At 59.9% G+C, this 26645-nt stretch carries 22 protein-coding genes and 1 tRNA gene; 20 read left to right on the plus strand and 3 right to left on the minus strand.

All coding sequences use genetic code 11. The features are described from left to right. Positions 1-7 precede the first annotated feature (7 nt). The 5 genes from glpE to AC07VV_RS08300 all read left to right on the plus strand — a co-directional run bounded on the left by glpE (position 8) and on the right by AC07VV_RS08300 (position 6886). Positions 8-337, plus strand: coding sequence for a thiosulfate sulfurtransferase GlpE (gene glpE, locus AC07VV_RS08280; protein WP_007959911.1), 330 nt, complete (start codon positions 8-10; stop codon positions 335-337). Between the two features lie 297 nt (positions 338-634). Next, positions 635-2557, plus strand: coding sequence for a PrkA family serine protein kinase (locus AC07VV_RS08285; RefSeq protein ID WP_096817891.1), 1923 nt, complete (start codon positions 635-637; stop codon positions 2555-2557). A 205-nt stretch (positions 2558-2762) separates the two neighbouring features. Continuing rightward, entirely contained in the window at positions 2763-4034 is a 1272-nt protein-coding gene (locus AC07VV_RS08290; RefSeq protein WP_495035969.1) for a YeaH/YhbH family protein, read from the plus strand. Beyond that, the gene (locus AC07VV_RS08295; RefSeq protein WP_457379735.1) at positions 4031-5593 is read left to right on the plus strand and encodes a SpoVR family protein; all 1563 of its coding nucleotides are present in this window, start codon (positions 4031-4033) and stop codon (positions 5591-5593) included. The genes AC07VV_RS08290 and AC07VV_RS08295 overlap by 4 nt, the downstream gene beginning before the upstream one ends. A 63-nt stretch (positions 5594-5656) precedes the next feature. Then, positions 5657-6886, plus strand: coding sequence for a multifunctional CCA addition/repair protein (locus AC07VV_RS08300; protein ID WP_495035970.1), 1230 nt, complete (start codon positions 5657-5659; stop codon positions 6884-6886). Positions 6887-6928: 42 nt separating this feature from the next. Here AC07VV_RS08300 and folK read toward each other — a convergent pair whose 3' ends face one another. Together folK and folB are read right to left on the minus strand one after the other, a co-directional pair. After that, positions 6929-7450, minus strand: a complete 522-nt coding sequence (gene folK / locus AC07VV_RS08305; RefSeq protein ID WP_495035971.1) for a 2-amino-4-hydroxy-6-hydroxymethyldihydropteridine diphosphokinase — start codon at positions 7448-7450, stop codon at positions 6929-6931. Continuing rightward, positions 7441-7797, minus strand: a complete 357-nt coding sequence (gene folB, locus AC07VV_RS08310; protein ID WP_034155079.1) for a dihydroneopterin aldolase — start codon at positions 7795-7797, stop codon at positions 7441-7443. Before folB ends, folK begins: the two co-directional genes overlap by 10 nt. A 74-nt stretch (positions 7798-7871) precedes the next feature. Between folB and plsY the strand changes: the two genes are divergently transcribed. Next, positions 7872-8441 carry a glycerol-3-phosphate 1-O-acyltransferase PlsY gene (gene plsY, locus AC07VV_RS08315; RefSeq protein WP_096817882.1) on the plus strand — a complete coding sequence of 190 codons (570 nt, stop codon included), beginning with the start codon at positions 7872-7874 and terminating at the stop codon, positions 8439-8441. Between the two features lie 23 nt (positions 8442-8464). Here the strand turns inward: plsY and tsaD are convergent, their stop codons facing one another. Beyond that, the gene (gene tsaD, locus AC07VV_RS08320; protein ID WP_039768071.1) at positions 8465-9490 is read right to left on the minus strand and encodes a tRNA (adenosine(37)-N6)-threonylcarbamoyltransferase complex transferase subunit TsaD; all 1026 of its coding nucleotides are present in this window, start codon (positions 9488-9490) and stop codon (positions 8465-8467) included. Positions 9491-9689: 199 nt separating this feature from the next. Here tsaD and rpsU point away from each other — a divergent pair, with 199 nt between their 5' ends. The 14 genes from rpsU to pqqD all read left to right on the plus strand — a co-directional run bounded on the left by rpsU (position 9690) and on the right by pqqD (position 26645). Continuing rightward, complete coding sequence (gene rpsU, locus AC07VV_RS08325) at positions 9690-9905, plus strand: 30S ribosomal protein S21 (RefSeq protein WP_002551877.1); 216 nt, start codon at positions 9690-9692, stop codon at positions 9903-9905. A gap of 480 nt (positions 9906-10385) precedes the next feature. Continuing rightward, positions 10386-12353 carry a DNA primase gene (dnaG, locus tag AC07VV_RS08330; protein WP_495035972.1) on the plus strand — a complete coding sequence of 656 codons (1968 nt, stop codon included), beginning with the start codon at positions 10386-10388 and terminating at the stop codon, positions 12351-12353. A gap of 67 nt (positions 12354-12420) precedes the next feature. Beyond that, positions 12421-14268 carry an RNA polymerase sigma factor RpoD gene (gene rpoD / locus AC07VV_RS08335; RefSeq protein WP_495035973.1) on the plus strand — a complete coding sequence of 616 codons (1848 nt, stop codon included), beginning with the start codon at positions 12421-12423 and terminating at the stop codon, positions 14266-14268. Positions 14269-14394: 126 nt separating this feature from the next. Beyond that, a complete protein-coding gene (locus AC07VV_RS08340; RefSeq protein ID WP_495035974.1) occupies positions 14395-18141 on the plus strand; it encodes an EAL domain-containing protein in 3747 nt (1248 codons plus the stop codon). Positions 18142-18156: 15 nt separating this feature from the next. Then, a tRNA-Ile gene (locus AC07VV_RS08345) sits at positions 18157-18233 on the plus strand. Between the two features lie 73 nt (positions 18234-18306). Next, complete coding sequence (locus AC07VV_RS08350) at positions 18307-18498, plus strand: hypothetical protein (RefSeq protein WP_495035975.1); 192 nt, start codon at positions 18307-18309, stop codon at positions 18496-18498. A gap of 308 nt (positions 18499-18806) precedes the next feature. Beyond that, on the plus strand, positions 18807-19268 hold the full coding sequence (locus tag AC07VV_RS08355; protein ID WP_007959884.1) for an Lrp/AsnC family transcriptional regulator: 462 nt from the start codon (positions 18807-18809) through the stop codon (positions 19266-19268). Positions 19269-19414: 146 nt separating this feature from the next. Further along, positions 19415-21097, plus strand: a complete 1683-nt coding sequence (locus AC07VV_RS08360) for a flavin monoamine oxidase family protein (protein WP_495035976.1) — start codon at positions 19415-19417, stop codon at positions 21095-21097. 12 nt (positions 21098-21109) lie between these two features. Next, positions 21110-21904 (plus strand): carbon-nitrogen hydrolase family protein, encoded by a 795-nt coding sequence (locus AC07VV_RS08365; protein WP_495035977.1) that lies wholly within the window; start codon positions 21110-21112, stop codon positions 21902-21904. Between the two features lie 38 nt (positions 21905-21942). Next, positions 21943-24369, plus strand: a complete 2427-nt coding sequence (gene pqqF, locus AC07VV_RS08370; protein ID WP_495035978.1) for a pyrroloquinoline quinone biosynthesis protein PqqF — start codon at positions 21943-21945, stop codon at positions 24367-24369. Positions 24370-24528: 159 nt separating this feature from the next. Then, complete coding sequence (gene pqqA / locus AC07VV_RS08375) at positions 24529-24603, plus strand: pyrroloquinoline quinone precursor peptide PqqA (RefSeq protein ID WP_003444522.1); 75 nt, start codon at positions 24529-24531, stop codon at positions 24601-24603. An 84-nt stretch (positions 24604-24687) separates the two neighbouring features. Further along, entirely contained in the window at positions 24688-25599 is a 912-nt protein-coding gene (gene pqqB, locus AC07VV_RS08380; protein ID WP_495035979.1) for a pyrroloquinoline quinone biosynthesis protein PqqB, read from the plus strand. Between the two features lie 21 nt (positions 25600-25620). Beyond that, the gene (gene pqqC / locus AC07VV_RS08385; protein ID WP_011336228.1) at positions 25621-26373 is read left to right on the plus strand and encodes a pyrroloquinoline-quinone synthase PqqC; all 753 of its coding nucleotides are present in this window, start codon (positions 25621-25623) and stop codon (positions 26371-26373) included. Next, on the plus strand, positions 26370-26645 hold the full coding sequence (pqqD, locus tag AC07VV_RS08390) for a pyrroloquinoline quinone biosynthesis peptide chaperone PqqD (protein ID WP_007959876.1): 276 nt from the start codon (positions 26370-26372) through the stop codon (positions 26643-26645). Before pqqC ends, pqqD begins: the two co-directional genes overlap by 4 nt.

The raw sequence follows: 26645 nt of genomic DNA on the forward strand, positions 1-26645 counted from the left end.
ACCCGCCATGAGCGAATTCAAACGAATCCCCCCGGAACAGGCCCAGGCCCTGCGCGAGCAAGGTGCCGTGGTCGTCGACGTCCGTGACCCAGCCACATTCGCGGCGCTGCACATCAGCGGCTCGAAGCATCTGGACAATCATTCCCTGCACGCCTTCATCCAGGGAGCCGACCTCGATGCTCCGACTGTTGTGGTCTGCTATCACGGCAACTCGAGCCAGGGTGCCGCCGCGTATCTCGTGAGCCAGGGCTTCTCCGACGTCTACAGCATGGACGGCGGCTTCGAGCTGTGGCGTACGACTTTTCCTTCGGAAACCGCGCAAGGCACCTCCGAATAATTTTTTTGTAACGTGCAAGCCCCGGCTCCCGTGGGCTCGCGCGGTGGCAGACGAACGGTCTGCCACAACTAATTACGTATCTCGCCTTTACCTCCTGAATTCCCAACTATCCTTAAGCCCAGGCCATCCAAAACAGGGGAGAGCCGGTACACCGGCGCACGGGTCATCGGGAGTGACTTTCGCGGTTGTCGATCGCGGAGGGGTTCTGGGGGGTAAACAACAGCTGCCTTAGCGGCTGCTTGCCAGCATCGACTGAGTGATCCGGCGTCGGCTCCACGTATCGAGCGAGGTGACGTCATGAGTATCTTTAGCCACTTCCAACAACGCTTCGAGTCCACACGCCAGGAAGAACTCTCGCTGCAAGAGTACCTGGAGCTGTGCAAGAAAGACCGTAGCGCCTACGCTTCCGCAGCCGAACGTCTGTTAATGGCCATCGGCGAACCGGAGCTGCTCGACACCTCGACCAACTCGAGGCTGTCGCGAATCTTCTCGAACAAGGTGATCCGCCGGTATCCGGCCTTTGAAGACTTCCACGGGATGGAAGAATGCATCGACCAGATCGTGTCGTATTTCCGTCATGCCGCCCAGGGCCTCGAGGAGAAGAAACAGATCCTCTACCTGCTCGGTCCCGTCGGTGGTGGTAAATCCTCCCTGGCCGAGAAGCTGAAACAGCTCATGGAAAGAGTGCCTTTCTATGCCATCAAGGGTTCACCGGTTTTCGAATCTCCCCTGGGTCTGTTCAACGCCACCGAAGATGGCGCGATCCTCGAAGAAGACTTCGGCATTCCCCGGCGCTACCTGAACACCATAATGTCGCCATGGGCGACCAAACGCCTGGCCGAATTCGGCGGCGACATCAGTCAGTTCCGCGTGGTCAAGCTCTACCCGTCGATCCTCAACCAGATCGCCGTGGCCAAGACCGAACCCGGTGACGAGAACAACCAGGACATCTCGGCGCTGGTCGGCAAGGTCGACATCCGCAAACTCGAGGAATATCCGCAGAACGACGCCGATGCCTACAGCTACTCGGGGGCGCTGTGCCGGGCCAACCAGGGTCTGATGGAATTCGTCGAAATGTTCAAGGCACCGATCAAGGTGCTGCACCCGTTGCTGACCGCCACTCAGGAAGGCAACTACAACAGTACCGAAGGCCTCGGCGCGATTCCGTTCACCGGGATCCTGCTGGCTCACTCCAACGAATCGGAGTGGCACACCTTCCGCAACAACAAGAACAACGAAGCCTTCATCGACCGGATCTACATCGTCAAAGTGCCGTACTGCCTGCGGGTCAGTGACGAAGTGAAGATTTACGACAAACTGCTGTTCAACAGCTCCCTGGCCAAGGCCCATTGCGCGCCGGACACCCTCAAGATGCTGGCGCAGTTCACCGTGCTGTCACGCTTGAAGGAGCCGGAAAACTCCAACATCTACTCCAAGATGCGGGTGTATGACGGCGAGAATCTCAAAGACACCGATCCGAAGGCCAAGTCGATCCAGGAATACCGCGATTCGGCGGGCGTCGACGAAGGCATGAACGGTCTGTCGACCCGGTTCGCATTCAAGATCCTGTCCAAGGTCTTCAACTTCGATCCGCATGAAATCGCCGCCAACCCCGTGCACCTGCTCTATGTGCTGGAACAGCAGATCGAACAGGAACAGTTCCAGGCCGAAACCCGCGAGCGCTATCTGCGCTACCTGAAGGAATACCTGGCGCCGCGTTATATCGAATTCATCGGTAAGGAGATCCAGACCGCCTATCTCGAGTCTTACAGCGAGTACGGCCAGAACATCTTCGACCGCTACGTGCTGTATGCGGACTTCTGGATTCAGGATCAGGAATACCGCGATCCGGAAACCGGGGAGATCCTCAACCGCGTTGCCCTCAACGAGGAACTGGAAAAAATCGAGAAACCCGCCGGCATCAGCAATCCGAAGGATTTCCGCAACGAAATCGTCAACTTCGTACTGCGCGCCCGGGCCAACAACAACGGCAAGAACCCGACCTGGCTCAGCTACGAAAAACTGCGGGTGGTCATCGAGAAGAAAATGTTCTCGAACACCGAAGATCTGCTGCCGGTCATCAGCTTCAATGCCAAGGCCAGCAAAGAGGATCAGCAGAAACACAACGACTTCGTTACACGAATGGTCGAACGCGGCTACACCGACAAACAGGTACGACTGCTCTCCGAGTGGTATCTGCGGGTCAGAAAATCACAGTAAACCGCGGCCGGTCAGACCGGTTGTCGTCAGCCCGAGGCTTGTGTGCGCATTTTCTGCTACACAAGCCTCTGGAAGGTGTTCGAAAGGCGGTAGCGAGGTTCAGGCAGCACCCAAAGCGCTTGGGGGAGCGTGTGCGTCCCTTGGCATTCGGTTCAACGCTGCATGACCGCTCGCCCCTTTGCAGGACAGCTTCTAAGGAGCAGTCATGAGCTATGTGATCGACCGACGTCTCAATGGCAAGAACAAGAGCACGGTGAACCGTCAGCGCTTCCTGCGGCGTTACCGTGACCACATCAAGAAGGCTGTCGAAGAGGCGGTCAGCCGGCGCTCCATCACCGACATGGAGCACGGCGAGCAAATCAGTATTCCCGGTCGCGACATCGACGAACCGGTGCTTCACCATGGCCGTGGCGGCAAGCAGACCGTGGTGCACCCCGGCAACAAGGAATTCACCGCAGGCGAACACATCGCCCGCCCACCGGGAGGTGGCGGAGGCCGAGGACCGGGCAAGGCCGGCAACTCCGGCGAAGGCATGGATGAATTCGTCTTCCAGATCACCCAGGAAGAATTCCTCGAGTTCATGTTCGAGGACCTCGAACTGCCCAACCTGGTCAAGCGCAACCTGAGCGGCACCGATACCTTCAAGACTGTCCGCGCCGGGATCAGCAACGAGGGCAACCCGTCACGGATCAACATTATTCGCACACTGCGCTCGGCCCACGCCCGGCGAATCGCGCTGTCCGGCAGCAGTCGCGCCAAACTGCGCGAAGCCAAGGAAGAACTGGCCCGCCTGAAACGCGAAGAACCGGACAACTTCGGCGATATCCAGGATCTCGAAGCCGAAATCGAAAAACTCAGCGCGCGTATCCATCGGGTGCCGTTCCTCGATACCTTCGACCTCAAGTACAACCTGCTGATCAAGCAACCGAACCCCAGCTCCAAAGCTGTAATGTTCTGCCTGATGGACGTTTCCGGCTCCATGACCCAGGCGACCAAGGACATCGCCAAACGCTTTTTCATCCTGCTGTACCTGTTTCTCAAGAGGAACTACGACAAGATCGACGTCGTGTTCATCCGCCACCACACCAGTGCCCGGGAAGTGGACGAAGAAGAGTTTTTCTATTCACGGGAAACCGGCGGCACCATCGTCTCCAGCGCACTGAAACTGATGCAGGAGATCATGGCCGAGCGCTACCCGAACAACGAGTGGAACATCTACGCCGCTCAGGCCTCCGACGGTGACAACTGGAACGACGACTCGCCGATCTGCCGCGACATCCTGATCAACCAGATCATGCCGTTTGTGCAGTACTACACTTATGTAGAGATCACCCCGCGCGAACACCAGGCCCTGTGGTACGAGTACGAACGCATCGCCGAAGCCTTTTCTGACACTTTTGCCCAGCAGCAGCTGGTCTCGGCCGGAGATATCTATCCGGTCTTCCGTGAACTCTTCCAGCGCAGGTTAGTGACATGACCGCCAAAGAGCAGAAGCGCCAACCCATTTCCACCGGCTCCGAATGGACATTCGAGCTGATCCAGACCTATGACCGCGAAATTGCCCGGATCGCGGCCGGGTACGCCCTGGACACCTATCCCAACCAGATTGAGGTGATCACCGCCGAACAGATGATGGACGCCTACGCTTCGGTCGGCATGCCGCTGGGCTATCACCACTGGTCCTACGGCAAACACTTCCTCAGCACCGAGAAATCCTACAGTCGCGGGCAGATGGGGCTGGCCTACGAGATCGTGATCAACTCCGACCCGTGCATCGCCTACCTGATGGAGGAAAACACCATCTGCATGCAGGCGCTGGTGGTGGCTCACGCCTGCTACGGCCACAACAGCTTCTTCAAGGGCAACTACCTGTTCCGCACCTGGACCGATGCCAGCTCGATCATCGACTACCTGGTGTTCGCCAAGCAGTACATCATGCAATGCGAGGAACGCCATGGCATCGACGCCGTCGAGGACCTGCTCGACTCCTGCCATGCCTTGATGAACTACGGCGTCGACCGCTACAAACGCCCGTATCCGATTTCCGCCGAGGAAGAGCGGCGCCGGCAGAAGGATCGCGAAGAACACCTGCAGAAGCAGATCAACGACCTGTGGCGAACCATCCCCAAAGGCGCGGACAAATACAGCGACAAGGACAACGCACGCTTCCCGGCCGAGCCACAGGAAAACATCCTGTATTTCATCGAGAAACACGCGCCATTGCTGGAGCCCTGGCAGCGGGAAATCGTGCGTATCGTGCGCAAGATCGCCCAGTATTTCTATCCACAGCGCCAGACCCAGGTGATGAACGAGGGCTGGGCAACCTTCTGGCACTACACGCTGATGAACGACCTGTACGACGAGGGTCTGGTCACCGACGGTTTCATGATGGAGTTCCTCACGTCTCACACCAGCGTGGTGTTCCAGCCAGGTTTCGACAGCCCCTACTACAACGGCATCAACCCTTACGCACTGGGTTTTGCCATGTACCGCGACATCCGGCGCATGTGCGAAGAACCGACGGAAGAAGACCGTCGCTGGTTCCCGGAAATCGCCGGCACCGACTGGCTGTCGACCATCAAGTTCGCCATGAGCAGCTTCAAGGATGAGAGTTTCATCTTGCAGTACCTGTCACCCAAGGTGATCCGCGACCTGAAACTGTTCAGCATCCTCGATGACGACCAGAAGGACGATCTGCTGGTGCCCGCCATTCATGACGAGGGCGGCTATCGGATCATTCGCGAGACCCTGGCCGCGCAGTACAACCTCGGCAACCGTGAACCGAACGTGCAGATCTACAGCATCGACCGGCGCGGCGACCGCTCACTGACCCTGCGTCACCAGCAGCACGACCGCAAACCGCTGGGCGACTCCACCGAAGAGGTACTCAAGCACTTGCACCGGTTGTGGGGTTTCGACATTCATCTGGAAACCCTGCAGGGCGACCAGATCATGAAAACCCACCATGTACCGCCCCGCAACGAACACGGCGAGGGCGATTACGGTCGGCTCGATCTGGCCGTCATTCATCTTTGATCCCGTTCTGGCCTCCGAAAGTCCGGCGCAAGGGTTATCCTGTCGGGCCAACGGAGGTTTTTTATGCAGATTTACAAGGTCGGCGGCGCAGTACGTGATCGCCTGCTGGGCAAACCGGTCACCGATATCGATTGGGTGGTGGTCGGCGCCACCGCAGAAGAAATGCTCGCCAAAGGGTTTCGCCCGGTAGGCGCGGATTTCCCTGTGTTTCTTCACCCGAAAAGCGGCGAGGAGTACGCCCTCGCCCGTACCGAGCGCAAGAGCGGTCGCGGTTATGGCGGATTCACCTTTCACGCCAGTCCCGAGGTCACGCTCGAAGAAGACCTGATCCGTCGCGATCTCACGATCAACGCCATGGCCGAGGACGATCAGCAAAACCTGACGGATCCCTATCACGGCCAGCGCGATCTCGACGATCGAATCCTGCGTCACGTTTCCCCCGCGTTCGCCGAAGATCCCCTGCGAGTCTTGCGTGTTGCCCGCTTTGCAGCTCGTTACGCGGAACTCGGCTTCAAGGTCGCGCCCGAGACGCTGGAACTGATGCGCGAGCTCAGCGAATCCGGCGAACTAGAGGCACTGACCGCCGAACGCAGCTGGAAAGAGATTTCCCGCGCACTGATGGAAAATCAGCCGCAGGTGTTCATTCAGGTACTGCGCGATTGCGGCGCTCTGAAAGTACTGATGCCGGAAGTCGATGCATTGTTCGGCGTACCGCAACCGGAAGCCCATCACCCGGAAATCGACAGCGGCATTCACACGCTGAGCGTGCTTGAGCAAGCCGCCCTGCACCAGCAACCGCTGACGGTGCGCTGGGCCTGCCTGCTGCACGACCTCGGTAAAGGTCTGACGCCGAAAGAGGAATGGCCACGGCATATCGCCCATGAGCACAAAGGCCTGAAACTGATCAAAGCGGTCAACGAGCGCTTCAAGGCACCGAAGGATTGTCAGGAACTGGCCTTGCTGGTCGGCCAGTACCACACCCACGGTCATCGCGCCCTGGAGCTGAAGGCGTCGACCTTGCTGGAATTGCTGCAGAGCTTTGATGTTTATCGCCGGCCGCAGCGTTTCGAAGAATTTATCGTCGCGTGCGAGATGGATGCCCGAGGCCGCAAAGGACTTGAGCAGCGCAGTTATCCACAGGCTGATTACCTGCGCGGCGCAGCCAGCGCTGCTCGGGGCGTTGCGGTACAGCCGCTGCTGGAGAAGGGTTTCAAGGGCCCCGAACTGGGCGAAGCGCTCAAGCGCGAACGGCTCAAGACGTTGAAGGCTTACAAGGAATCAGCGTCTTCTTGAGAACATCTGACGCCATCGCGAGGCTGCTCGCGATGGCGTCAGTCAGTTCAACAGATCTGAAGGCGTGAGTTGAATACCGCGCCATTCAAACCCGACCGGCGCCAACACCTGATCGATCTGCGCCTCGGCCCACAACGTGGCAAAGCTTTTTCCCACGCCCGGATGTACACGATCCGGCGCAATCAGCGACAGCGGCCACAGCACAAAAGCATTTTTCAGAATTTCGGCCCGGGGCAGGATCAACCCGTCGAAATTGCCTGCCAGCTCGCCGTACAGCAAGACGTCGATATCCAGCGGCAGCCCCTTGCGATCCGGGGCATAACGACCGTTATCCGCCTCGATGAACTTCAGCCGACGATCCAGCTCCATCAGCGGCAGATCGGTATACGCCGAGACCACGAAGTTGTAGAAAGGCCCGCTCTTGATCCCCACCGGCTGGCTTTCGAACACCGCCGAACAGCGGATATCCACCAGAAAACCGGCCAGGGCATCCAGACCTGCGCGCAAATGGGTTTCGCGCTCGATATTGCTACCGAGCCCGAGATAGACCTGAGTCAGCGACATCCGCGCTCGATCTCCACGCCCACACCACCCTTGGCGGCCGGGACCGCGCCAGGCTTGGTCAGTTTCAGACGCACCCAGGTAATCTTGAATTCGTTCATCAGCACTTCGACCAGACGCTCGGCGAAGGTCTCGACCAGCTGGAACTGTGCCTGCTCGGCAAAGGCCTGGATCCGCGTGGAAACACTGGCGTAATCGAGCGCCAGGGTCAGGTCGTCACCGGCAGCAGCCGGGCGATTGTCCCAGGCGAAGCTCAGATCAAGGCGCAGACACTGTCGGATGCCGCGCTCCCAGTCGTAGGCACCGATCACGGTGTCGACTTCCAGGCCCTCGATAAACACTCTGTCCAAGCACTTTTCTCCGCTGCACGACAAGGGCGCAATGCGCCGTTAGAATCAGGGCGTCCTCGCCCGGAATAGTTAGCATGTTTTGGTTACTGGCGATCCTCGCCTACCTGCTCGGCTCGCTGTCCTTCGCCATTTTGCTCAGCCGCCTGACCGGAAATCCGGACCCGCGAATGAGTGGCTCGGGTAATGCCGGTGCCACCAACATGCTGCGCCTGGCCGGTCGCAAACTCGCGATCCTGACCCTGCTGGGTGATCTGTGCAAAGGCCTGCTGCCGGTGCTGATCGCTTCGGCAGCGGGCCTTCCACTACAGGATCAGGCCTGGATCGGCGTCTGCGCCGTTATCGGTCACCTGTTCCCGCTGTATTTCCGTTTTCGCGGCGGCAAGGGCGTTGCCACGGCGGCCGGCATGCTGCTGGGCCTGTATCCGCCTGCCGCGCTGCTGGCCGTGTGCGCCTGGCTGCTGACGTTCTACCTGACCCGCACCAGCTCGCTGGCAGCGCTGATCGCCACGCCCCTGACCCTGCCATTACTGGCCTGGCAGGAACCGGAGGCGCTGCTGCCGATGAGCACGCTGACGCTGCTGATCGTCTGGCGCCACCGGGGCAATCTACGCGACCTGTTTGCCGGGCGCGAACGGCATTTTTAAATACCGCACGTGAGCACCGCTCATCACAGCGCCGACAATTGCTCCATCGGCCAGCGCGCCTGCACGCTGATCGCCAGGCTTTCCTGCTGGCCAGCCTGCAAACGCTGGCAACCGGCAAACGCAATCATTGCGCCATTGTCGGTGCAGAATTCTGGACGGGCATAGAACACATCGCCCTTCATGTCGCCGAGCATTTTCTCCAGCGATACACGCAACGCCTTGTTGGCGCTGACGCCGCCAGCGATCACCAGACGCTTCATGCCGGCCTGCTTCAACGCACGCTTGCACTTGATGGTCAAAGTCTCCACCACGGCCTGCTGGAACGCCAGCGCGATGTCGCAACGGGCTTGCTCGCTGTCGTCTCCGGCGCTGACGCATTGCTGCCAGGTATTGAGGGCAAAGGTCTTCAAGCCGCTGAAGCTGAAATCAAGGCCTGGACGATCGCACATCGGACGCGGGAAGGTGAAACGTCCTGCGACGCCCTTCTCCGCCAGTTTGGCGATTTCCGGACCGCCCGGGTAATTGAGGCCCATCATCTTCGCGGTCTTGTCGAACGCTTCGCCTGCGGCGTCATCGAGTGTTTCGCCCAGCAGGCTGTATTGGCCGATGCCATCGACCTGAACCAGCTGCGTATGACCACCGGAGACCAACAAAGCGACGAACGGAAATTCCGGCGGCTTTGGCTCCAGCATCGGTGCCAGCAAATGGCCTTCCATGTGGTGCACACCGAGGGCCGGAATGCCCCAGGCAAACGCCAGCGCCTGGGCGCACGAAGCCCCCACCAGCAACGCACCGACCAGGCCAGGACCCGCGGTGTAGGCGATGGCGTCAATCTCGGTCGGCACGCAGTCGGCCTCGGCCAACACCTGACGGATCAAGGGCAGCATGCGCTTGACGTGATCGCGCGAGGCCAGCTCCGGCACCACACCGCCGTAGACGCGATGCAGGTCGATCTGGCTGAACAATGCGTCGGCCAGCAGACCTCTTTCACTGTCGTATAAAGCGACGCCGGTTTCGTCGCAGGAAGTTTCTAATCCCAGTACTAGCATGGGTTTGCGCCTTGTTTAGGCTGAATTCGAAGGCGCGCATAATAGTCGCCACTGGATGCCCCGACCAGCGGTTTTCGATCAGAGGCTTTGCATTCCGAGCGTTGAGGGGTTAACATCCGCAACCCTTAAAAACCGACGTCTTCAAGTGCTCTTTTGCCGCGAGGATGTTGACCCCGGTAATGAATGAAGGTAGCTCTGGATGCCAGCCGTCAAAGTTAAAGAGAACGAACCCTTCGACGTAGCTCTGCGTCGTTTCAAGCGCTCCTGCGAAAAAGCCGGTGTACTGGCTGAAGTTCGTAGCCGCGAATTTTACGAGAAGCCAACTTCTGAGCGTAAGCGCAAGGCAGCAGCCGCTGTTAAGCGTCACGCCAAGAAAGTTCAGCGCGAACAGCGCCGCGCCGTTCGTCTGTACTAATACACAGACGTTCGTAGCAAGCTTCTGCCAAGCCCGGCCCTCAGCCGGGCTTATGGCATTTGCGTAAAACGCTTGATGCTTCACCGTCGAAGCCGCACACGCGACCGAGACAAACCCGCTTCACCGCGTCAGGCCTGGCTCTTTTGCCAGCGGTGCACGTCTTTTCTGACGAGCCTTTCAAGGCTACTGACGAGCACACCCACTGATTCCTCTTACGACGATCAGCCCAAGGCACCTGCTTGCGTGCCCGTTTCATGAGCTATCCGAGGCCAGCATACCGGCCGTCAGCGGATTCAGCGCAACACTTTCAAATAGTCGAAGACTGATGAGTACTAACGTCAGTGAATTTTCGGCAGATACACTTCCCGACAGCGATTACGTCAACGACACTGGTCGAGCCGCACTTTTCTTGCGCGCCTTACACCATGATCGTCCGGCCGCCCTTCGCATCGGACCCATTACAGCGCAGACGAGAACGCCATGGCCGGGCTGATTCCCCAGAGCTTCATTGACGACCTGCTGAACCGCACCGACATCGTCGACGTGGTCAGCTCGCGCGTGCAACTGAAGAAGGCCGGCAAAAACTACACCGCCTGTTGCCCGTTTCACAAAGAGAAGACCCCGTCGTTCAGCGTGAGCCCCGACAAGCAGTTCTATTACTGCTTCGGCTGCGGCGCTGGCGGCAACGCGCTTGGTTTTCTCATGGATCACGACAACCTGGACTTTCCCCAGGCCGTCGAGGATCTGGCCAAGGCCGCGGGCATGGAAATCCCGCGCGAAGAAGGTGGCCGCTCGCACAAACCGCGACAGCCGACCGATTCGCCGCTTTATCCGCTGCTGACCGCCGCCGCCGACTTTTACCGGCAGGCGCTCAAGAGCCACCCGGCACGCAAGGCTGCCGTGGATTACCTCAAGGGTCGCGGCCTGACCGGTGAGATTGCCCGAGACTTCGGCCTCGGCTTCGCCCCACCGGGTTGGGACAATCTGTTCAAGCACTTGAGCAGCGACACCCTGCAGCAGAAAGCCATGATCGACGCCGGCCTGCTGATCGAGAACGCCGAAACCGGCAAACGCTATGACCGCTTCCGCGATCGCGTGATGTTCCCGATCCGCGATACCCGTGGGCGCATCATTGCCTTCGGTGGCCGAGTTCTCGGCGACGACAAGCCGAAATACCTGAACTCGCCGGAGACCCCGGTATTCCATAAAGGCCAGGAACTCTACGGCCTTTATGAAGCACGCAAGAACAACCGCAACCTCGACGAAATCATCGTCGTCGAAGGCTACATGGACGTCATCGCCCTGGCCCAGCAAGGCCTGCGCAATGCCGTCGCGACGCTGGGCACGGCCACCAGCGAAGAACACCTGAAACGCCTTTTTCGCGTCGTACCGAACGTATTGTTCTGCTTTGACGGCGACCAGGCTGGCCGCAACGCCGCCTGGCGCGCACTGGAAGCTACCCTGAGCAGTCTGCAGGACGGTCGCCGCGCGCGCTTCCTGTTTCTGCCCGAAGGCGAAGACCCGGATACCTTGATCCGCGCCGAAGGCACCGACGCCTTCCGGGCGCGAATCAATCAGCACGCACAACCACTGGCGGACTACTTCTTCCAGCAACTGACCGAAGAGGCCGACCCTCGCTCGCTCGAAGGCAAGGCGCACCTGGCCACCCTTGCCGCGCCGCTGATCGACAGGGTGCCGGGGGCCAACCTGCGCATCCTGATGCGTCAGCGCCTGACCGAAATCACCGGCCTGAGCAGCGAGACCGTCAGTCAGTTGGCCCAGAGCGCACCACAGGAAGCGCCGCCCGCTTACGATCCAGGCATCGATTACGACGCAATACCGGACTACAGCGACTACCATCAGCCGCAGGCACAGGACATGTATGTGCCGCAGCAGGAATGGACGCCGAAGAAGTCCGGCGCCGGCGGCAAGAAATGGGACAAGAAACCCTGGGACAAAAATGGCAAACGTGGTGGTGATCGCGATCAACCGCGCGCCCCACGGATACCGGCCGCCGTCGAAACACCGATCATGGCCGCCCTGCGAACCGTGATCCACCACCCGCAGCTGGCCCTGAAAGTCGAGACCGCCGGTCACTTCGCGGACGAAGACAATACCAACACCCAGCTTCTGGTGGCCTCGCTTGAAGCCGTACAAAAGAATCCTCAGCTAAACTCTTTTCAGTTGATCTCGCGATGGCACGGCACCGAGCAGGGTCGATTGCTGACCCGCCTGGCAGAAAAGGAATGGCTGATCAACGGAGAAAACCTTGAACAACAGTTTTTCGACACCATAACTAGCTTGTCCGCCCGCCAGCGCGAGCGAAAGCTGGAACAACTTTCCAGGAAATCACGTCAAAGCGATTTGAGCGCCGAAGAAAAATCTTTGCTGCTCGAGTTGCTTAAACGGGATGTTCCTGCATCAAACCCGACCTCAACTGGCGCGTGAGGTCATAGCTCAGGTATAATCCTCGGCTTGTTTTTTGCCCGCCAAGACCTTCAGTGGATAGGGTGTTATGTCCGGAAAAGCGCAACAGCAGTCTCGTATTATTGAGTTGATCAAACTGGGTCGTGAGCAGAAGTATCTGACTTACGCCGAGGTCAACGACCACCTGCCCGAGGATATTTCAGATCCTGAGCAGGTGGAAGACATCATCCGCATGATTAACGACATGGGGATCCCCGTACACGAGAGTGCTCCGGATGCGGACGCCCTTATGTTGGCCGACGCCGATACCGACGAGGCCGCTGCGGAAGAAGCAGCCGCTGCGTTGGCAGCGGTGGAGACCGATATCGGTCGCACCACTGACCCAGTGCGCATGTACATGCGTGAAATGGGTACGGTCGAGCTTCTGACTCGTGAAGGCGAAATCGAAATCGCCAAGCGTATCGAAGAGGGCATCCGTGAGGTGATGAGCGCAATCGCGCACTTCCCGAGCACGGTTGACCACATTCTCTCCGAATACACTCGGGTCACCACCGAAGGCGGTCGCCTGTCCGACGTTCTGAGCGGTTACATCGACCCGGACGACGGCATTACGCCGCCAGCCGCCGAAGTGCCGCCGCCGATCGATGCGAAAGCCGCGAAAGCGGACGACGATTCCGAGGACGATGACGCCGAATCTTCCGATGACGAAGAAGAAGCCGAAAGCGGTCCGGATCCGGTCATTGCTGCCCAGCGCTTCGGCGCCGTGGCTGACCAGATGGAAATCACCCGCAAGGCGCTGAAAAAGCACGGTCGTCACAACAAGGCAGCCGTTGCCGAGTTGCTGGCCCTGGCCGAGCTGTTCATGCCGATCAAGCTGGTGCCGAAGCAATTCGAAGCCCTGGTCGAGCGTGTTCGCAGTGCCCTGGATCGTCTGCGTCAGCAAGAGCGCGCGATCATGCAATTGTGCGTACGTGATGCACGTATGCCGCGTGCCGATTTCCTGCGTCAGTTCCCGGGCAACGAAGTCGACGAAAGCTGGTCCGACGCCCTGGCCAAAGGCAAGAGCAAGTACGCCGAAGCCATTGGCCGTGTGCAACCGGACATCATCCGTTGCCAGCAAAAGCTGACTGCGCTGGAAACCGAAACCGGTTTGACCATCGCCGAGATCAAGGACATCAACCGTCGCATGTCGATCGGTGAGGCGAAAGCCCGCCGCGCGAAGAAAGAGATGGTTGAAGCGAACTTGCGTCTGGTGATCTCCATCGCCAAGAAGTACACCAACCGCGGTCTGCAATTCCTCGATCTGATCCAGGAAGGCAACATCGGCTTGATGAAAGCGGTGGACAAGTTCGAATACCGTCGTGGTTACAAGTTCTCGACTTATGCCACCTGGTGGATCCGTCAGGCGATCACTCGCTCGATCGCCGACCAGGCCCGCACCATCCGTATTCCGGTGCACATGATCGAGACGATCAACAAGCTCAACCGTATTTCCCGGCAGATGCTGCAGGAAATGGGTCGCGAACCGACCCCGGAAGAGCTGGGTGAGCGCATGGAGATGCCTGAGGACAAGATCCGCAAGGTATTGAAGATCGCCAAAGAGCCGATCTCCATGGAAACCCCGATCGGTGATGACGAAGACTCCCATCTGGGTGACTTCATCGAAGACTCGACCATGCAGTCGCCAATCGATGTCGCCACTGTCGAGAGCCTGAAAGAAGCGACTCGCGAAGTACTGTCCGGCCTTACTGCCCGTGAAGCCAAGGTACTGCGCATGCGTTTCGGTATCGACATGAACACCGACCACACGCTCGAAGAAGTCGGCAAACAGTTTGACGTGACCCGCGAGCGGATCCGTCAGATCGAAGCCAAGGCGCTGCGCAAGCTGCGCCACCCGACGCGAAGCGAGCATCTGCGCTCCTTCCTCGACGAGTGACACCAGAACCCCCGGCCCAGGCCGGGGGTTTTGTTTATAGGGCAGATTAAATACCTCGCTCCGCCCTTCCCTCGCGCACAGCCCGTCTACACTCGAAACATTCCCCCGAGCCATAACGAGACCGTTATGCCCAGACTGGCGTCCGTGCTTTTTTTGCTGTCACTGATGATCTGGACCGCAACGGCTGACGCGCTGACTCTGACCGATGAAGAACGTAGCTGGCTGGCGGCTCACCCGGACTTGCGCCTGGGTGTCGATGCATCGTGGCCGCCATTTGAGTTCCGGGACGACCAGAACCGTTATCAGGGCCTGGCGGCGGACTATATCGATGTGATCCGTCAGCGCCTGACTATCAAACTGACACCGATCGAACCCGTGAGCTGGACGGTGGTGCTCGAACAGGCCAAAAACGGCACAATCGATTTGCTGCCGGGCATCATGTCCACCCCGGAACGCCAGAATTACCTGGCGTTCACCCGCCCCTACCTCGACTTTCCGATCGTCATCCTCGCTCACGTCGGCGGCCCGCAACCGCGCAAGATCGAGGATCTGTACGGGCTGAAGATCGCCGTTGTCGAAAACTATGCCCCTCACGAGCTGCTGCGCACCCATCATCCCGACCTGAATCTGGTCGCCATGCCGAATGTCAGCTCGGCCCTGCAGGCCCTGGCCACCGACGAAGTGGACGCCGTGGTCGGCGATCTGGCCTCCAGCGTCTGGAGCCTGCGCCAGCTCAAGCTCGACGGGCTGTATGTCAGCGGCGAAACCCCCTATCGCTATCAACTGGCCATGGGGGTACCCCGGGACAACAAAATGCTAGTGAGCATTCTGGATAAAGTCCTGGCCGACATGTCCCCGGAAGAAATCAGCAGCATCCAGGAACACTGGGTGGGCAACGTCCTCGATCATCGGACATTCTGGTCGGATCTGCTGGTCTACGGCTTGCCTGGCCTGTTGCTGCTGGTGATCATCCTGGCCGTGGTGATCCGCATCAACCGCCGCTTGAGTTCGGAAATCGCCCGGCGCATCGACCTCGAACAGGAACTGCGCAGCAGCGAATATCACTATCGCGGACTGGTGGAGAGCCTGTCGGCCATCGCCTGGGAAGCGCGAATCAGCGATTTCACCTACAGCTACGTTTCGCCCCACGCCGAGGATCTGCTCGGCTATCCACTGTCGCACTGGCTGATTCCGGGCTTCTGGCGCAACATCATCCACCCGGCAGACCTGACCCGCGCACAAAGCTTCTGCGATCACGAAGTCCTCGCCGGGCGCGATCACAGCCTCGATTATCGAGTGATCACCGCTGACGGCCGTTGTTTGTGGGTGCGCGACATCGTCAGCCTGATCGAACACGGCCACGAGCCAGTGATGCGCGGCCTGATGATCGACATCAGCGAAACCAAGCGCACCGAAGAAGCATTGCGCCTGTCAGAGCAGAAATTCGCCTCGGTGTTCCAGCAATGCCCGGACATTCTGGTGATTGCACGGCTGTCCGACGGCTGCCTGCTGGAGGTCAACGAGGCCTTTGAAGAGCAGATCGGGCTGAGAGCCGAAGAAGTCATCGGCCAGACCGCTACCGAACTCAACATCTGGGGCATTCCCGGCGTCGGGCCGGGCCTGCTGCAGCGCCTGCAGGCTGGCAGCATCCGCAACCTGGAGATGCCCTTTCGTCGCAACAATGGCCAGGTGTTCACCGGGCTGATTTCTGCCGAACCGTTCGAACTCGACACCACACCGGCGCTGGTCGTGGTGGTGCGCGACATTTCTCCGCTCAAGGAAACCCAGCAACAACTGCAAACCTCCGAAGAGAAGTTCGCCAAGGCCTTCCACGCCTCGCCGGACGGGCTTCTGCTGTCGCGCCAGAGCGATGGCCTGCTGCTAGAGGTCAACGAAGGTTTCAGCCGCATCACCGGTTTCAACAGCGCCATGTCGGTGGATCGCTCGGCGCTGGATCTGGGGATCTGGGTCAACCTCAACGAGCGCAAACAGATGCTTGATCTGCTGCACCGTGACGGTTTCGTTCGCGACTTCACCTGCCACATCCGCCGCAGTGACGGGCAGATCCGTCTCTGCGAGGTGTCCAGCCGTCCACTGCCGATCGGCGACGAAGACTGCATGCTGACCATCGCCCGGGACATCACCGAACGCCACCTGATGCAGGAAAAACTGCAACAGGCCGCGACCGTGTTCGAGAGCACCGCTGAAGGCGTATTGATCACCGACACTCAACAGCACATCAGTGCGGTGAACCGTGCGTTTACCGAAATCACCGGATACAGCGAAAGCGAGGCACTCGGGCATACCCCGCGCCTGCTGGCCTCAGGGCTGCACGACAGCGCGTTTTACGCGGCGATGTGGCATCAATTGACTGACGAAGGCCACTGGCAAGGCGAGATTTCCAACCGACGCAAGAATGGCGAGCTGTACCCAAGTTGGCTGACCATCAGCGCCGTGCGCAATCGCGACAAGTTCATCACCCACTTCGTTGCGGTATTCGCCGACATCTCCAGCCTCAAGCATGCCCAGGCCAAGCTCGACTACCAGGCCCACCATGACCCGCTGACCGGCCTGCCAAACCGCACGCTGTTCGAAAGCCGTCTGCAGATGGCGCTGAACAGCCAGCAGGAAAATGGCAGCCTGGGCGCGGTGTTGTTCCTCGACCTCGACCGCTTCAAGCACATCAACGACAGCCTCGGACACCCGGTTGGCGACCTGCTGCTCAAGGGCATTGCCGTACGCCTCAAAGAGCAGCTGCGCGATATCGATACCGTTGCACGGCTGGGAGGCGACGAATTCATCATTCTGCTGCCGGGGCTGCAGCAGGCCGGTGATGCCGACAACATTGCCACCAAATTGCTGAACTGCTTCGGCGCACCGTTCCAGGCGGGTGAGCACGAGTTTTTCATCAGCGCCAGCATCGGCACCAGCCTCTATCCGCGTGACGGTTGCGACGTCGCCACCCTGATCAAGAACGCCGACGCGGCGATGTACCGCTCCAAGGCCAAGGGCCGCAACCGTGTCGAAAGCTACACCCGCGACCTCACCGCCCAGGCCAGCGAGCGGGTGGCGCTGGAACATGAGCTGCGCCGGGCTATCGAGCGCGAGGAGCTGTACCTCTACTACCAGCCGAAAATCAGCCTCGATGACCACAGTCTGGTCGGCGCCGAAGCCCTGATCCGCTGGCGTCACCCGACCTTCGGTGAGGTGCCTCCAGAGCATTTCATTCCGCTGGCGGAAGAGAACGGCATGATTCTGCAAATCGGCGACTGGGTGCTGGAAACCGCCTGCCGGCAAATGTTCGAGTGGGGCCAGATCTACGAATCCCTGGGCCCACTGTCTGTCAACCTGGCCGGCGCACAACTGCGCCAGCCGAACCTACTGGGACGCATCGAGCAACTGCTCAAGGACAACCGCCTCAGACCGGATTTACTGCAACTGGAAATTACCGAAAACTTCATCATGAGCCAGGCTGAAGAAGCGCTGGCAGTACTGCACCAACTCAAACACCTCGGTGTGCAACTGGCCATCGACGACTTCGGTACCGGTTATTCCTCGCTGAGCTACCTCAAACGACTGCCGCTGGACATCCTCAAGATCGACCAGTCTTTCGTCCGCGGTCTGCCCGACGACCCGCACGACGCGGCGATTGTCCGCGCCATCATCGCCCTGGGCCGCAGCATGCAATTCACTGTGATCGCCGAAGGCGTGGAAACCCAGGCCCAACAGGAGTTCCTCGCCGCCGAAGGCTGCGAACAGATCCAGGGCTACATCGTCAGCCTGCCGCTGCCACCGGAGGAATTCGCCGCAACGTTTCTTCGCATAGCCGTATCAGATTTTTCGGATAGCACAGCCGAGAAACCGTCGCTATAATCCGCGGCCTACTGAGGGCCTATAGCTCAGTTGGTTAGAGCAGAGGACTCATAATCCTTTGGTCCACGGTTCAAGTCCGTGTGGGCCCACCAAACATGAAAAAGCCGCGCATATGTGCGGCTTTTTTTCGCCTGTCGTTTGGCGATTACGGTATTCAACAACGGCATGGCTTTCATCAACGCCTACGAGGCAAAGAATGACATGCTCGTCGTGGTGGATGTCAGGCACGGACACGTCCTGTGGAACTTCATGCATGCCCCGGCAAGAGCTATGAACAGGCACCGCCAGGGCGAACTTCTCTACAAGAGATACGTTCTTCAGGACAAACAAAAAGGGGAGCCTGTTGGCTCCCCTTGAGTATTTGAATCCTGATATTGGCATCCTCAGGAAATGGGATGAAGAGGTCTCACCTTACACCGATGTTGCAGCATCGCTGAGGTACCTACGTCCGCTGAAGCCCTGCAAGGCAGCGGATTTCGCGCTCTTGAGGCCATTTTTGATAAAGGCAGCAGGCAAGTCAAATCATTTGTCCGTTCTTTTGTTTCAGTAAAATCTCCCGATCCAGCGACTGCCTGACCCCAGCCGTTCAATCAGCGCCCACAAGCGCCTCGCGTGACGAGCCTGTAACATGCAGCCCCATTGATCCGTACCGCTGGAGCCTGCCCTTGCCCGACATCCGCCCACCCGTGCTTGATGAAATCGACCGCCAGCTGATCGCTGCCCTGCAAATCAACGCCCGTGAAAGCGTGGCAATGCTGGCCAGGCAACTGGGCATCGCGCGCACGACCGTGACTTCGCGGCTGGCGCGACTGGAAAAGGCCAAGGTCATTACCGGCTACGGCGTACGTCTGGGCCAACGCGTCGTGGATGGCGGGTTGCAGGCGTATGTCGGGATCAAGGTGCAGCCGCGCTCCGGCAAAGAGGTGTTGCGGCGGTTGAGTGCGATGGCCCAGGTGCAGCAGTTGTGCGCGGTGAGCGGCGAGTTTGATTATGTGGCGTGGCTGCGTACGGACTCACCGGAGCAACTGGATCAATTGCTGGATCAGATAGGCAGCGTAGACGGCGTGGAGAAGACCACGACCTCGATCATCCTCAGCAGCAAAATTGATCGCGGACATCCAGTCTGATCATTATATTCGTCAGATTGCAGCACCAACGCTCAAAACGACGACACTTTGCGTCTTATTAACGTGTTCTACGCTCCCTAGAATGGCTGGCATCTTTTCCTATACTCAGACGCGCATCCAGCGTCGGGTCGCCAGCAAGGTCAGCCATGAACAAGAACAATCGCCATCCTGCAGACGGTAAGAAGCCGATCACCATTTTCGGCCCGGACTTTCCTTTCGCCTTCGACGACTGGATCGAACATCCGGCCGGTCTCGGCAGCATTCCCGAGCACAATCACGGCGCCGAAGTGGCGATCGTCGGTGCCGGCATTGCAGGTCTGGTGGCGGCTTACGAACTGATGAAACTGGGCTTGAAACCCGTCGTTTATGAGGCCTCGAAGCTCGGCGGCCGTTTGCGTTCCCAAGCATTCAACGGCACTGACGGCATCGTCGCCGAGCTCGGCGGCATGCGCTTCCCGGTGTCTTCCACCGCGTTCTATCACTACGTCGACAAACTCGGTCTGGAGACCAAGCCCTTCCCCAACCCGCTGACGCCGGCCTCCGGCAGCACCGTGATCGACCTGGAAGGCAAAACCCATTACGCACAGAGCCTGAAGGATCTTCCTGCACTGTTCCAGGAAGTGGCTGACGCCTGGGCCGACGCCTTGGAGGCCGGTTCGCAGTTCGCCGACATCCAGCAAGCGATCCGCGACCGCGACGTGCCACGCCTCAAAGAACTGTGGAACACCCTGGTGCCACTGTGGGACGACCGCACGTTCTACGACTTTGTCGCCACGTCGAAAGCCTTCGCCAAACTGTCGTTCCATCACCGCGAAGTATTCGGCCAGGTCGGTTTCGGTACCGGCGGCTGGGACTCGGACTTCCCCAACTCGATGCTGGAAATCTTCCGTGTGGTGATGACCAACTGCGACGATCACCAGCACCTGGTGGTCGGCGGCGTCGAACAAGTGCCGCAGGGCATCTGGCGTCATGCGCCGGAGCGCTGCGTTCACTGGCCGCAAGGCACTAGCCTCAAGTCGTTGCACCATGGCGCGCCACGTTCCGGGGTGAAGAAAATTGCCCACGCACCTGACGGACGTTTCGCGGTCACCGACAACAATGGCGACACCCGCGAATACGCCGCCGTGCTGACAACCTGCCAGAGCTGGCTGCTGACCACCCAGATCGAATGCGACGAAAGCCTGTTCTCACAAAAAATGTGGATGGCGCTGGACCGCACTCGCTACATGCAATCGTCGAAGACTTTCGTGATGGTCGACCGCCCGTTCTGGAAGGACAAGGACCCGGAAACCGGCCGCGACCTGATGAGCATGACCCTCACCGATCGCCTGACCCGTGGCACCTACCTGTTCGACAACGGCGACGACAAACCGGGCGTGATCTGCCTGTCGTACTCGTGGATGAGCGATGCGCTGAAGATGCTCCCACACCCGGTGGAAAAACGCGTGAAACTGGCGCTGGATGCGTTGAAGAAAATTTATCCGAAAGTCGACATCGCCGCGCGGATCATCGGCGATCCGATCACCGTGTCGTGGGAAGCCGACCCGCATTTCCTCGGCGCGTTCAAGGGCGCCCTGCCCGGCCACTATCGCTACAACCAGCGCATGTACGCGCACTTCATGCAGGACGACATGCCGGCGGAGCAGCGCGGGATTTTCATCGCCGGCGACGACGTATCGTGGACGCCAGCGTGGGTTGAAGGCGCAGTGCAGACCTCGCTCAACGCGGTGTGGGGAATCATGAAGCACTTCGGCGGGTCCACACATACAGAGAACCCTGGTCCGGGTGATGTGTTCAATGACATCGGCCCGATCGCCCTGCCCGAGTAAGAGGAATTCCTGATGCGTGTAGCCCTTTACCAATGTCCACCGCTGCCTCTGGAACCCGCCGCCAACCTTCAGCGCCTGCAGCAACTGGCGATGGAGGCCAAAGGTGCCGACCTGCTGGTGGTGCCGGAGATGTTCCTGACCGGCTACAACATCGGCAAGGAGGCGGTCGCGACATTGGCCGAGGTCTATAACGGTGAATGGGCGCAACAGGTCGGACGGATCGCCAAGGCTGCCGGCCTGGCGATTCTCTACGGTTACCCCGAGCGCACGGCGGATGGACAGATTTACAACGCAGTGCAGCTAATCAACTCGAACGGCGATCGCTTGTGCAATTACCGCAAGACGCATCTGTTCGGCGATCTGGATCGTTCGATGTTCAGCCCCGGCGATGGCGAGTTTCCCATCGTCGAACTCAACGGCTGGAAGCTCGGGTTCCTGATCTGCTACGACCTGGAGTTCCCGGAGAACGCCCGGCGCCTGGCCCTTGAAGGTGCCGAGCTGATTCTGGTGCCGACGGCGAACATGATTCCTTTTGATTTCATTGCTGATGTTTCCGTGCGCTCCCGCGCCTTCGAAAACCAGTGCTACGTGGCTTACGCCAACTACTGCGGCCACGAAGGCGACATCCATTACTGCGGGCAAAGCAGCATTGCCGCACCGGATGGCAGCCGCATCGCCCAGGCCGGACTGGATGAAGCCTTGATTGTCGGTGAGCTGGATCGCCAGTTGATGGTCGACTCCCGCAGCGCCAATCGCTACTTCAACGACCGCCGCCCCGAACTTTACGACGCGCTCAACAAGCGCTAATCCGCTAGCATTGGCACTTCACTGTTCTGGAAGTGCCCATGCCTGCGCCGACTCACCCCCGCCCCCATACTGAAACCCTGGCCAACGGCTTGCGCGTGACCCTGCGTCACGTGTCCGGCCTGAAGCGCAGCGCCGCCGCGTTGCGGGTGGCTGCCGGTAGCCATGACGTGCCGTTGGCGTGGCCGGGACTCGCGCATTTCCTTGAGCATTTGCTGTTTCTCGGCACCGAGCGCTTTCCTGCAGTCCAAGGGCTGATGGCCTACGTGCAAGGTCACGGCGGCCAGGTGAATGCCAGCACTCGCGAGCGCACCACCGATTTCTTCTTTGAGTTGCCGCCAGCGTCCTTCAGCGGAGGGCTGGAGCGTCTGTCAGACATGCTCGCCCACCCGCGTATGAATACGGACGACCAGTTGCGGGAACGGGAAGTGCTGCAGGCAGAGTTTGTCGCGTGGTCCCAGGACGCCAAAGCTCAGCAGCAAGAGGCGCTGTTCAAAGGCTTGTCAGCAGCGCATCCGTTGCGCGGCTTTCATGCCGGGAACCGCGACAGTCTGCTGGTAGAGCAAGCGGAGTTTCAGCAAGCACTGAAAGACTTCCATCAGCAGTTTTACCGCACCGGGCAGATGACCCTGAGTCTGGTCGGGCCGCAGAGCATTGAAGAGCTGCGAGTGCTGGCCGAGCAGTTTGCCGCCGCGCTGACCGCTGGGGATAAAACTGCACAGGTAGCCCCCGTTCGTTTGATGGACAACCCACAGGCAAGTTATCAACAGGTCGGCGAGCGGCGCGGCAATCTGCTGTTTGCGCTGGAGGATCTGCCGGAGTCGTCGGCCGAAGCGCTGGCGTTTCTCTGTCACTGGTTGAACAGTGCCAAACCCGGCGGGTTGCTCGCCCACTTGCAGCAGCAAGGTCTCGCAGACGGTTTGCAAGCTTGCGTGCAGTACCAGTTCGCAGGGCAAGCCTTGCTGCACCTTCAGTTCACTTCACCCAGCGGGTCACTCGATGCCATTCGCGAGAAATGGCTGGATTGGCTGAGTTTCTTCGCCGCACAGCAGGACTGGCCGGTATTGCGTGAGGAATATGCGGCGCAGCTTCAACGTCAGCGGCAAGTCAGCGGCGCACTGAATCTGGCGCGACTCGACAGCGAACAACTCGAAAGCGGCTTGTCCAAATCGGCCTTCGCGGCGCTCAAAGAAATTCTCGGCAAAATCGGCACTGTGGATAACTTCAACAGCCACTGGCACCTGCCCGCCGCCAACCCGTTTCTGCGTACGGCTGAACCGCTGGCCAACGCCGGCCTGATCCGCGGCCAGACCAGCGCCCACCGTGGCCTGCGCACGTTTGCCCAGGATCGCTCGCGCAGCCGTCGTGAACGCTCGCCGATGCAATTCAGCCAGGCGCTGCCAGATAACAGTGACGAAGGTGCAGTGTATGTGCGCTGGCAAATGGAAGCGGCGGCTACGGCCGAGCTGCAAGCGAAACTGCAATGCAGTCTGCGGGAAGTGTCTGACGACGCGCGTCAGGCCGGGGTCGAGGTGTCGTTCAGCGCCTCGGGCAATCAGTGGCTGTTGAAGGTGACCGGTCTGCAGGACATATTGCCCGGCGTCCTGGAGCATGCGCTGAAACATCTGACGCAAGTTGATGCCGATTCCGCGCGAAGTGAGCCGGAAGCTCCGTTGATGCCGATTCGCCAATTGCTCAAGGCATTACCCGAACACGGCCTGCAATCGCTAACGACGTCTGACGATGCCGCACACCTGTGGACAACTTCCCGCTGGGACGGCCTGGCGTTGGGACTCAACCCACAGACCCAATCCGCCATGGGCCTGGCCCTGAGTCGCATCTTCGGCACACCGGACAATCAATTACCCGCACCGTCGGCAATCAACGCCGGATACCTGTGGCGCCAAATCGAAAGTGCTTCCAGCGAACACGCCTTGCTGCTGTTCTGCCCGACCGCCAGTCACGAAATCGGCGACGAAGCCGCGTGGCGCCTGCTCGCCCACCTGTGCCAGACGCCGTTCTACCAACGCCTGCGCGTCGAACTGCAACTCGGTTATGCGGTGTTCAGCGGGTTGCGCCAGATCCATGGCCAGACCGGATTGCTGTTCGGTGTGCAATCACCCTCGGCTACCGCCGCGCAATTGCTCGATCACATTCAGCAGTTTCTCGATGGCTTGCCAGCCCTGATCGAACAACTCAATGACGCCAGCCTCACCCAGCAACGCCAGACGCTTGTCGATCAGTTCGATGACAGCGCCCTGTCCAGCAAAGATGCGGCCGAGCTCCTGTGGCAGGCCCGACTCGCCGGCCACTCGTCGGATTATCTGGCACAACTGCGCCGCGCCATCGCTCAACTGGATCGCCCGGCATTACTGGCCGCTGCACAACGCCTGATCCGCGCCGAGGGCGGCTGGCACGGCCTGTCCAGTGACGCTGCGCCGGGCGCGCCGTGGCAAGCGGCGAAATGATCATTACCGGGGCTGCAAGGAGCTTTCTCAAAGATTCACGGGCAAACCCCCTGAAATTTTGAGTAACATAGCCACCTAACTATTTGGAACATCCCTGCGCTGCCGTGGACTATACCTATGGATAGCGCTATCTCACCCACCTGAAAAAGGAGTCACCCGATGGCTTGGACCAAACCTGCTTACACCGACCTGCGCATCGGCTTCGAAGTCACCATGTACTTCGCCAGCCGCTGAGTCCTGCCTCAAGCAGAACACTGCAGTGCAACGCCTCGGCTCGCCGGGGCGTTTTATTTTCAGCGTTGAAATGATGGAGCGTTCATGTTCGTCCAGATTCTGGGTTCGGCCGCCGGTGGCGGTTTTCCGCAGTGGAACTGCAACTGCGTCAATTGCGCCGGTTTTCGCGACGGCAGCCTGAATGCCCAGGCCCGTACCCAATCGTCCATCGCGATTTCCGATGACGGCGTGAACTGGGTGCTGTGCAACGCCTCGCCGGACATCCGCGCGCAGCTTCAGAGCTTCGCCCCGATGCAACCGGGCCGAGCCCTGCGTGACACCGGCATCAGCGCGATCATCCTGATGGACAGCCAGATCGACCACACCACCGGCCTGCTCAGCCTGCGCGAAGGTTGCCCGCATCAGGTCTGGTGCACGGACATGGTCCACGAAGACCTGAGCACCGGTTTCCCGTTGTTCACTATGCTCAAGCACTGGAATGGCGGGCTGGACTGGAACCGCATCGAACTCGACCAGAGCTTCACCGTCGCTGCCTGCCCGAACCTGCGCTTCACCCCGCTGCCGTTGCGCAGCGCGGCACCGCCCTACTCGCCGCACCGCTTCGACCCGCATCCGGGCGACAACATCGGCCTGATCGTCGAAGACCTCAGCACCGGCGGCAAACTGTTCTATGCCCCGGGCCTGGGCAAGGTCGACGCGCCGTTGCTGGACATCATGGCCGGCAGCGACTGCGTGCTGGTGGACGGCACGATGTGGGACGACGATGAAATGCAGCGCCGTGGCGTCGGCACCCGCACCGGTCGCGAAATGGGTCACCTGGCGCAGAACGGCCCCGGCGGCATGCTCGAAGTGCTGGAACAGCTTCCCGAGCAGCGCAAGGTGCTTATCCACATCAACAACACCAACCCGATCCTCGACGAAGACTCCCCGGAGCGCGCGGAACTGGTGCGACGCAATGTTGAAGTGGCGTATGACGGCATGAGCATTGTCCTGTAACGAATGCCCCGGAGAACCGCAATGACCGACACCCCGCTGTCCCCCGCCGAATTCGAAGCGGCCCTGCGCGCCAAGGGCGCCTATTACCACATTCATCACCCGTATCACGTGGCGATGTATGAAGGCCGGGCCACCCGCGAGCAGATCCAGGGCTGGGTCGCCAACCGCTTCTACTATCAGGTGAACATCCCCCTGAAAGACGCGGCAATTCTGGCCAACTGCCCGGATCGCGAGATCCGCCGCGAGTGGATTCAGCGCCTGCTCGACCACGACGGTGCGCCTGGCGAAGACGGCGGCATCGAAGCCTGGCTGCGTCTCGGCCAGGCCGTCGGTCTCGACCCGGATCAACTGCGCTCCCAGGAACTGGTGCTGCCCGGCGTGCGTTTTGCCGTCGACGCCTACGTCAATTTCGCCCGCCGCGCCAGTTGGCAGGAAGCCGCCAGCAGCTCGCTGACCGAGCTGTTCGCGCCGCAGATCCACCAGTCGCGTCTCGACAGCTGGCCGCAGCATTACCCGTGGATCGACCCGGCCGGCTACGAATATTTCCGCACCCGTCTCGGTCAGGCCCGGCGCGATGTCGAGCATGGTCTGGCGATCACGCTGGAACACTACAAGACCCGCGAAGGCCAGGAGCGCATGCTGGAAATTCTCCAGTTCAAACTGGACATCCTTTGGAGCATGCTCGATGCCATGAGCATGGCCTACGAACTGAACCGCCCGCCGTATCACAGCGTCACCGATCAACGGGTCTGGCATAAAGGAATCGCCTTATGAGTTTCGACCGCAGCAAGACCCCGACCTGGCGTCCCGGCTACCGTTTCCAGTACGAACCGGCGCAGAAAGGCCACGTGCTGCTGTACCCGGAAGGCATGATCAAGCTCAATGAAAGTGCCGCGCTGATCGGCGGTCTGATCGACGGTGAACGGGATGTCGCGGCGATCATCGCCGAACTCGACAGACAGTTCCCCGGCGTGCCCGAGCTCGGTGACGACATCGAGCAATTCATGGAGGTTGCCCGTGCGCAGCACTGGATCGAACTTGCCTGA

Source organism: Pseudomonas sp. GW821-FHT02C04 (assembly GCF_059421845.1).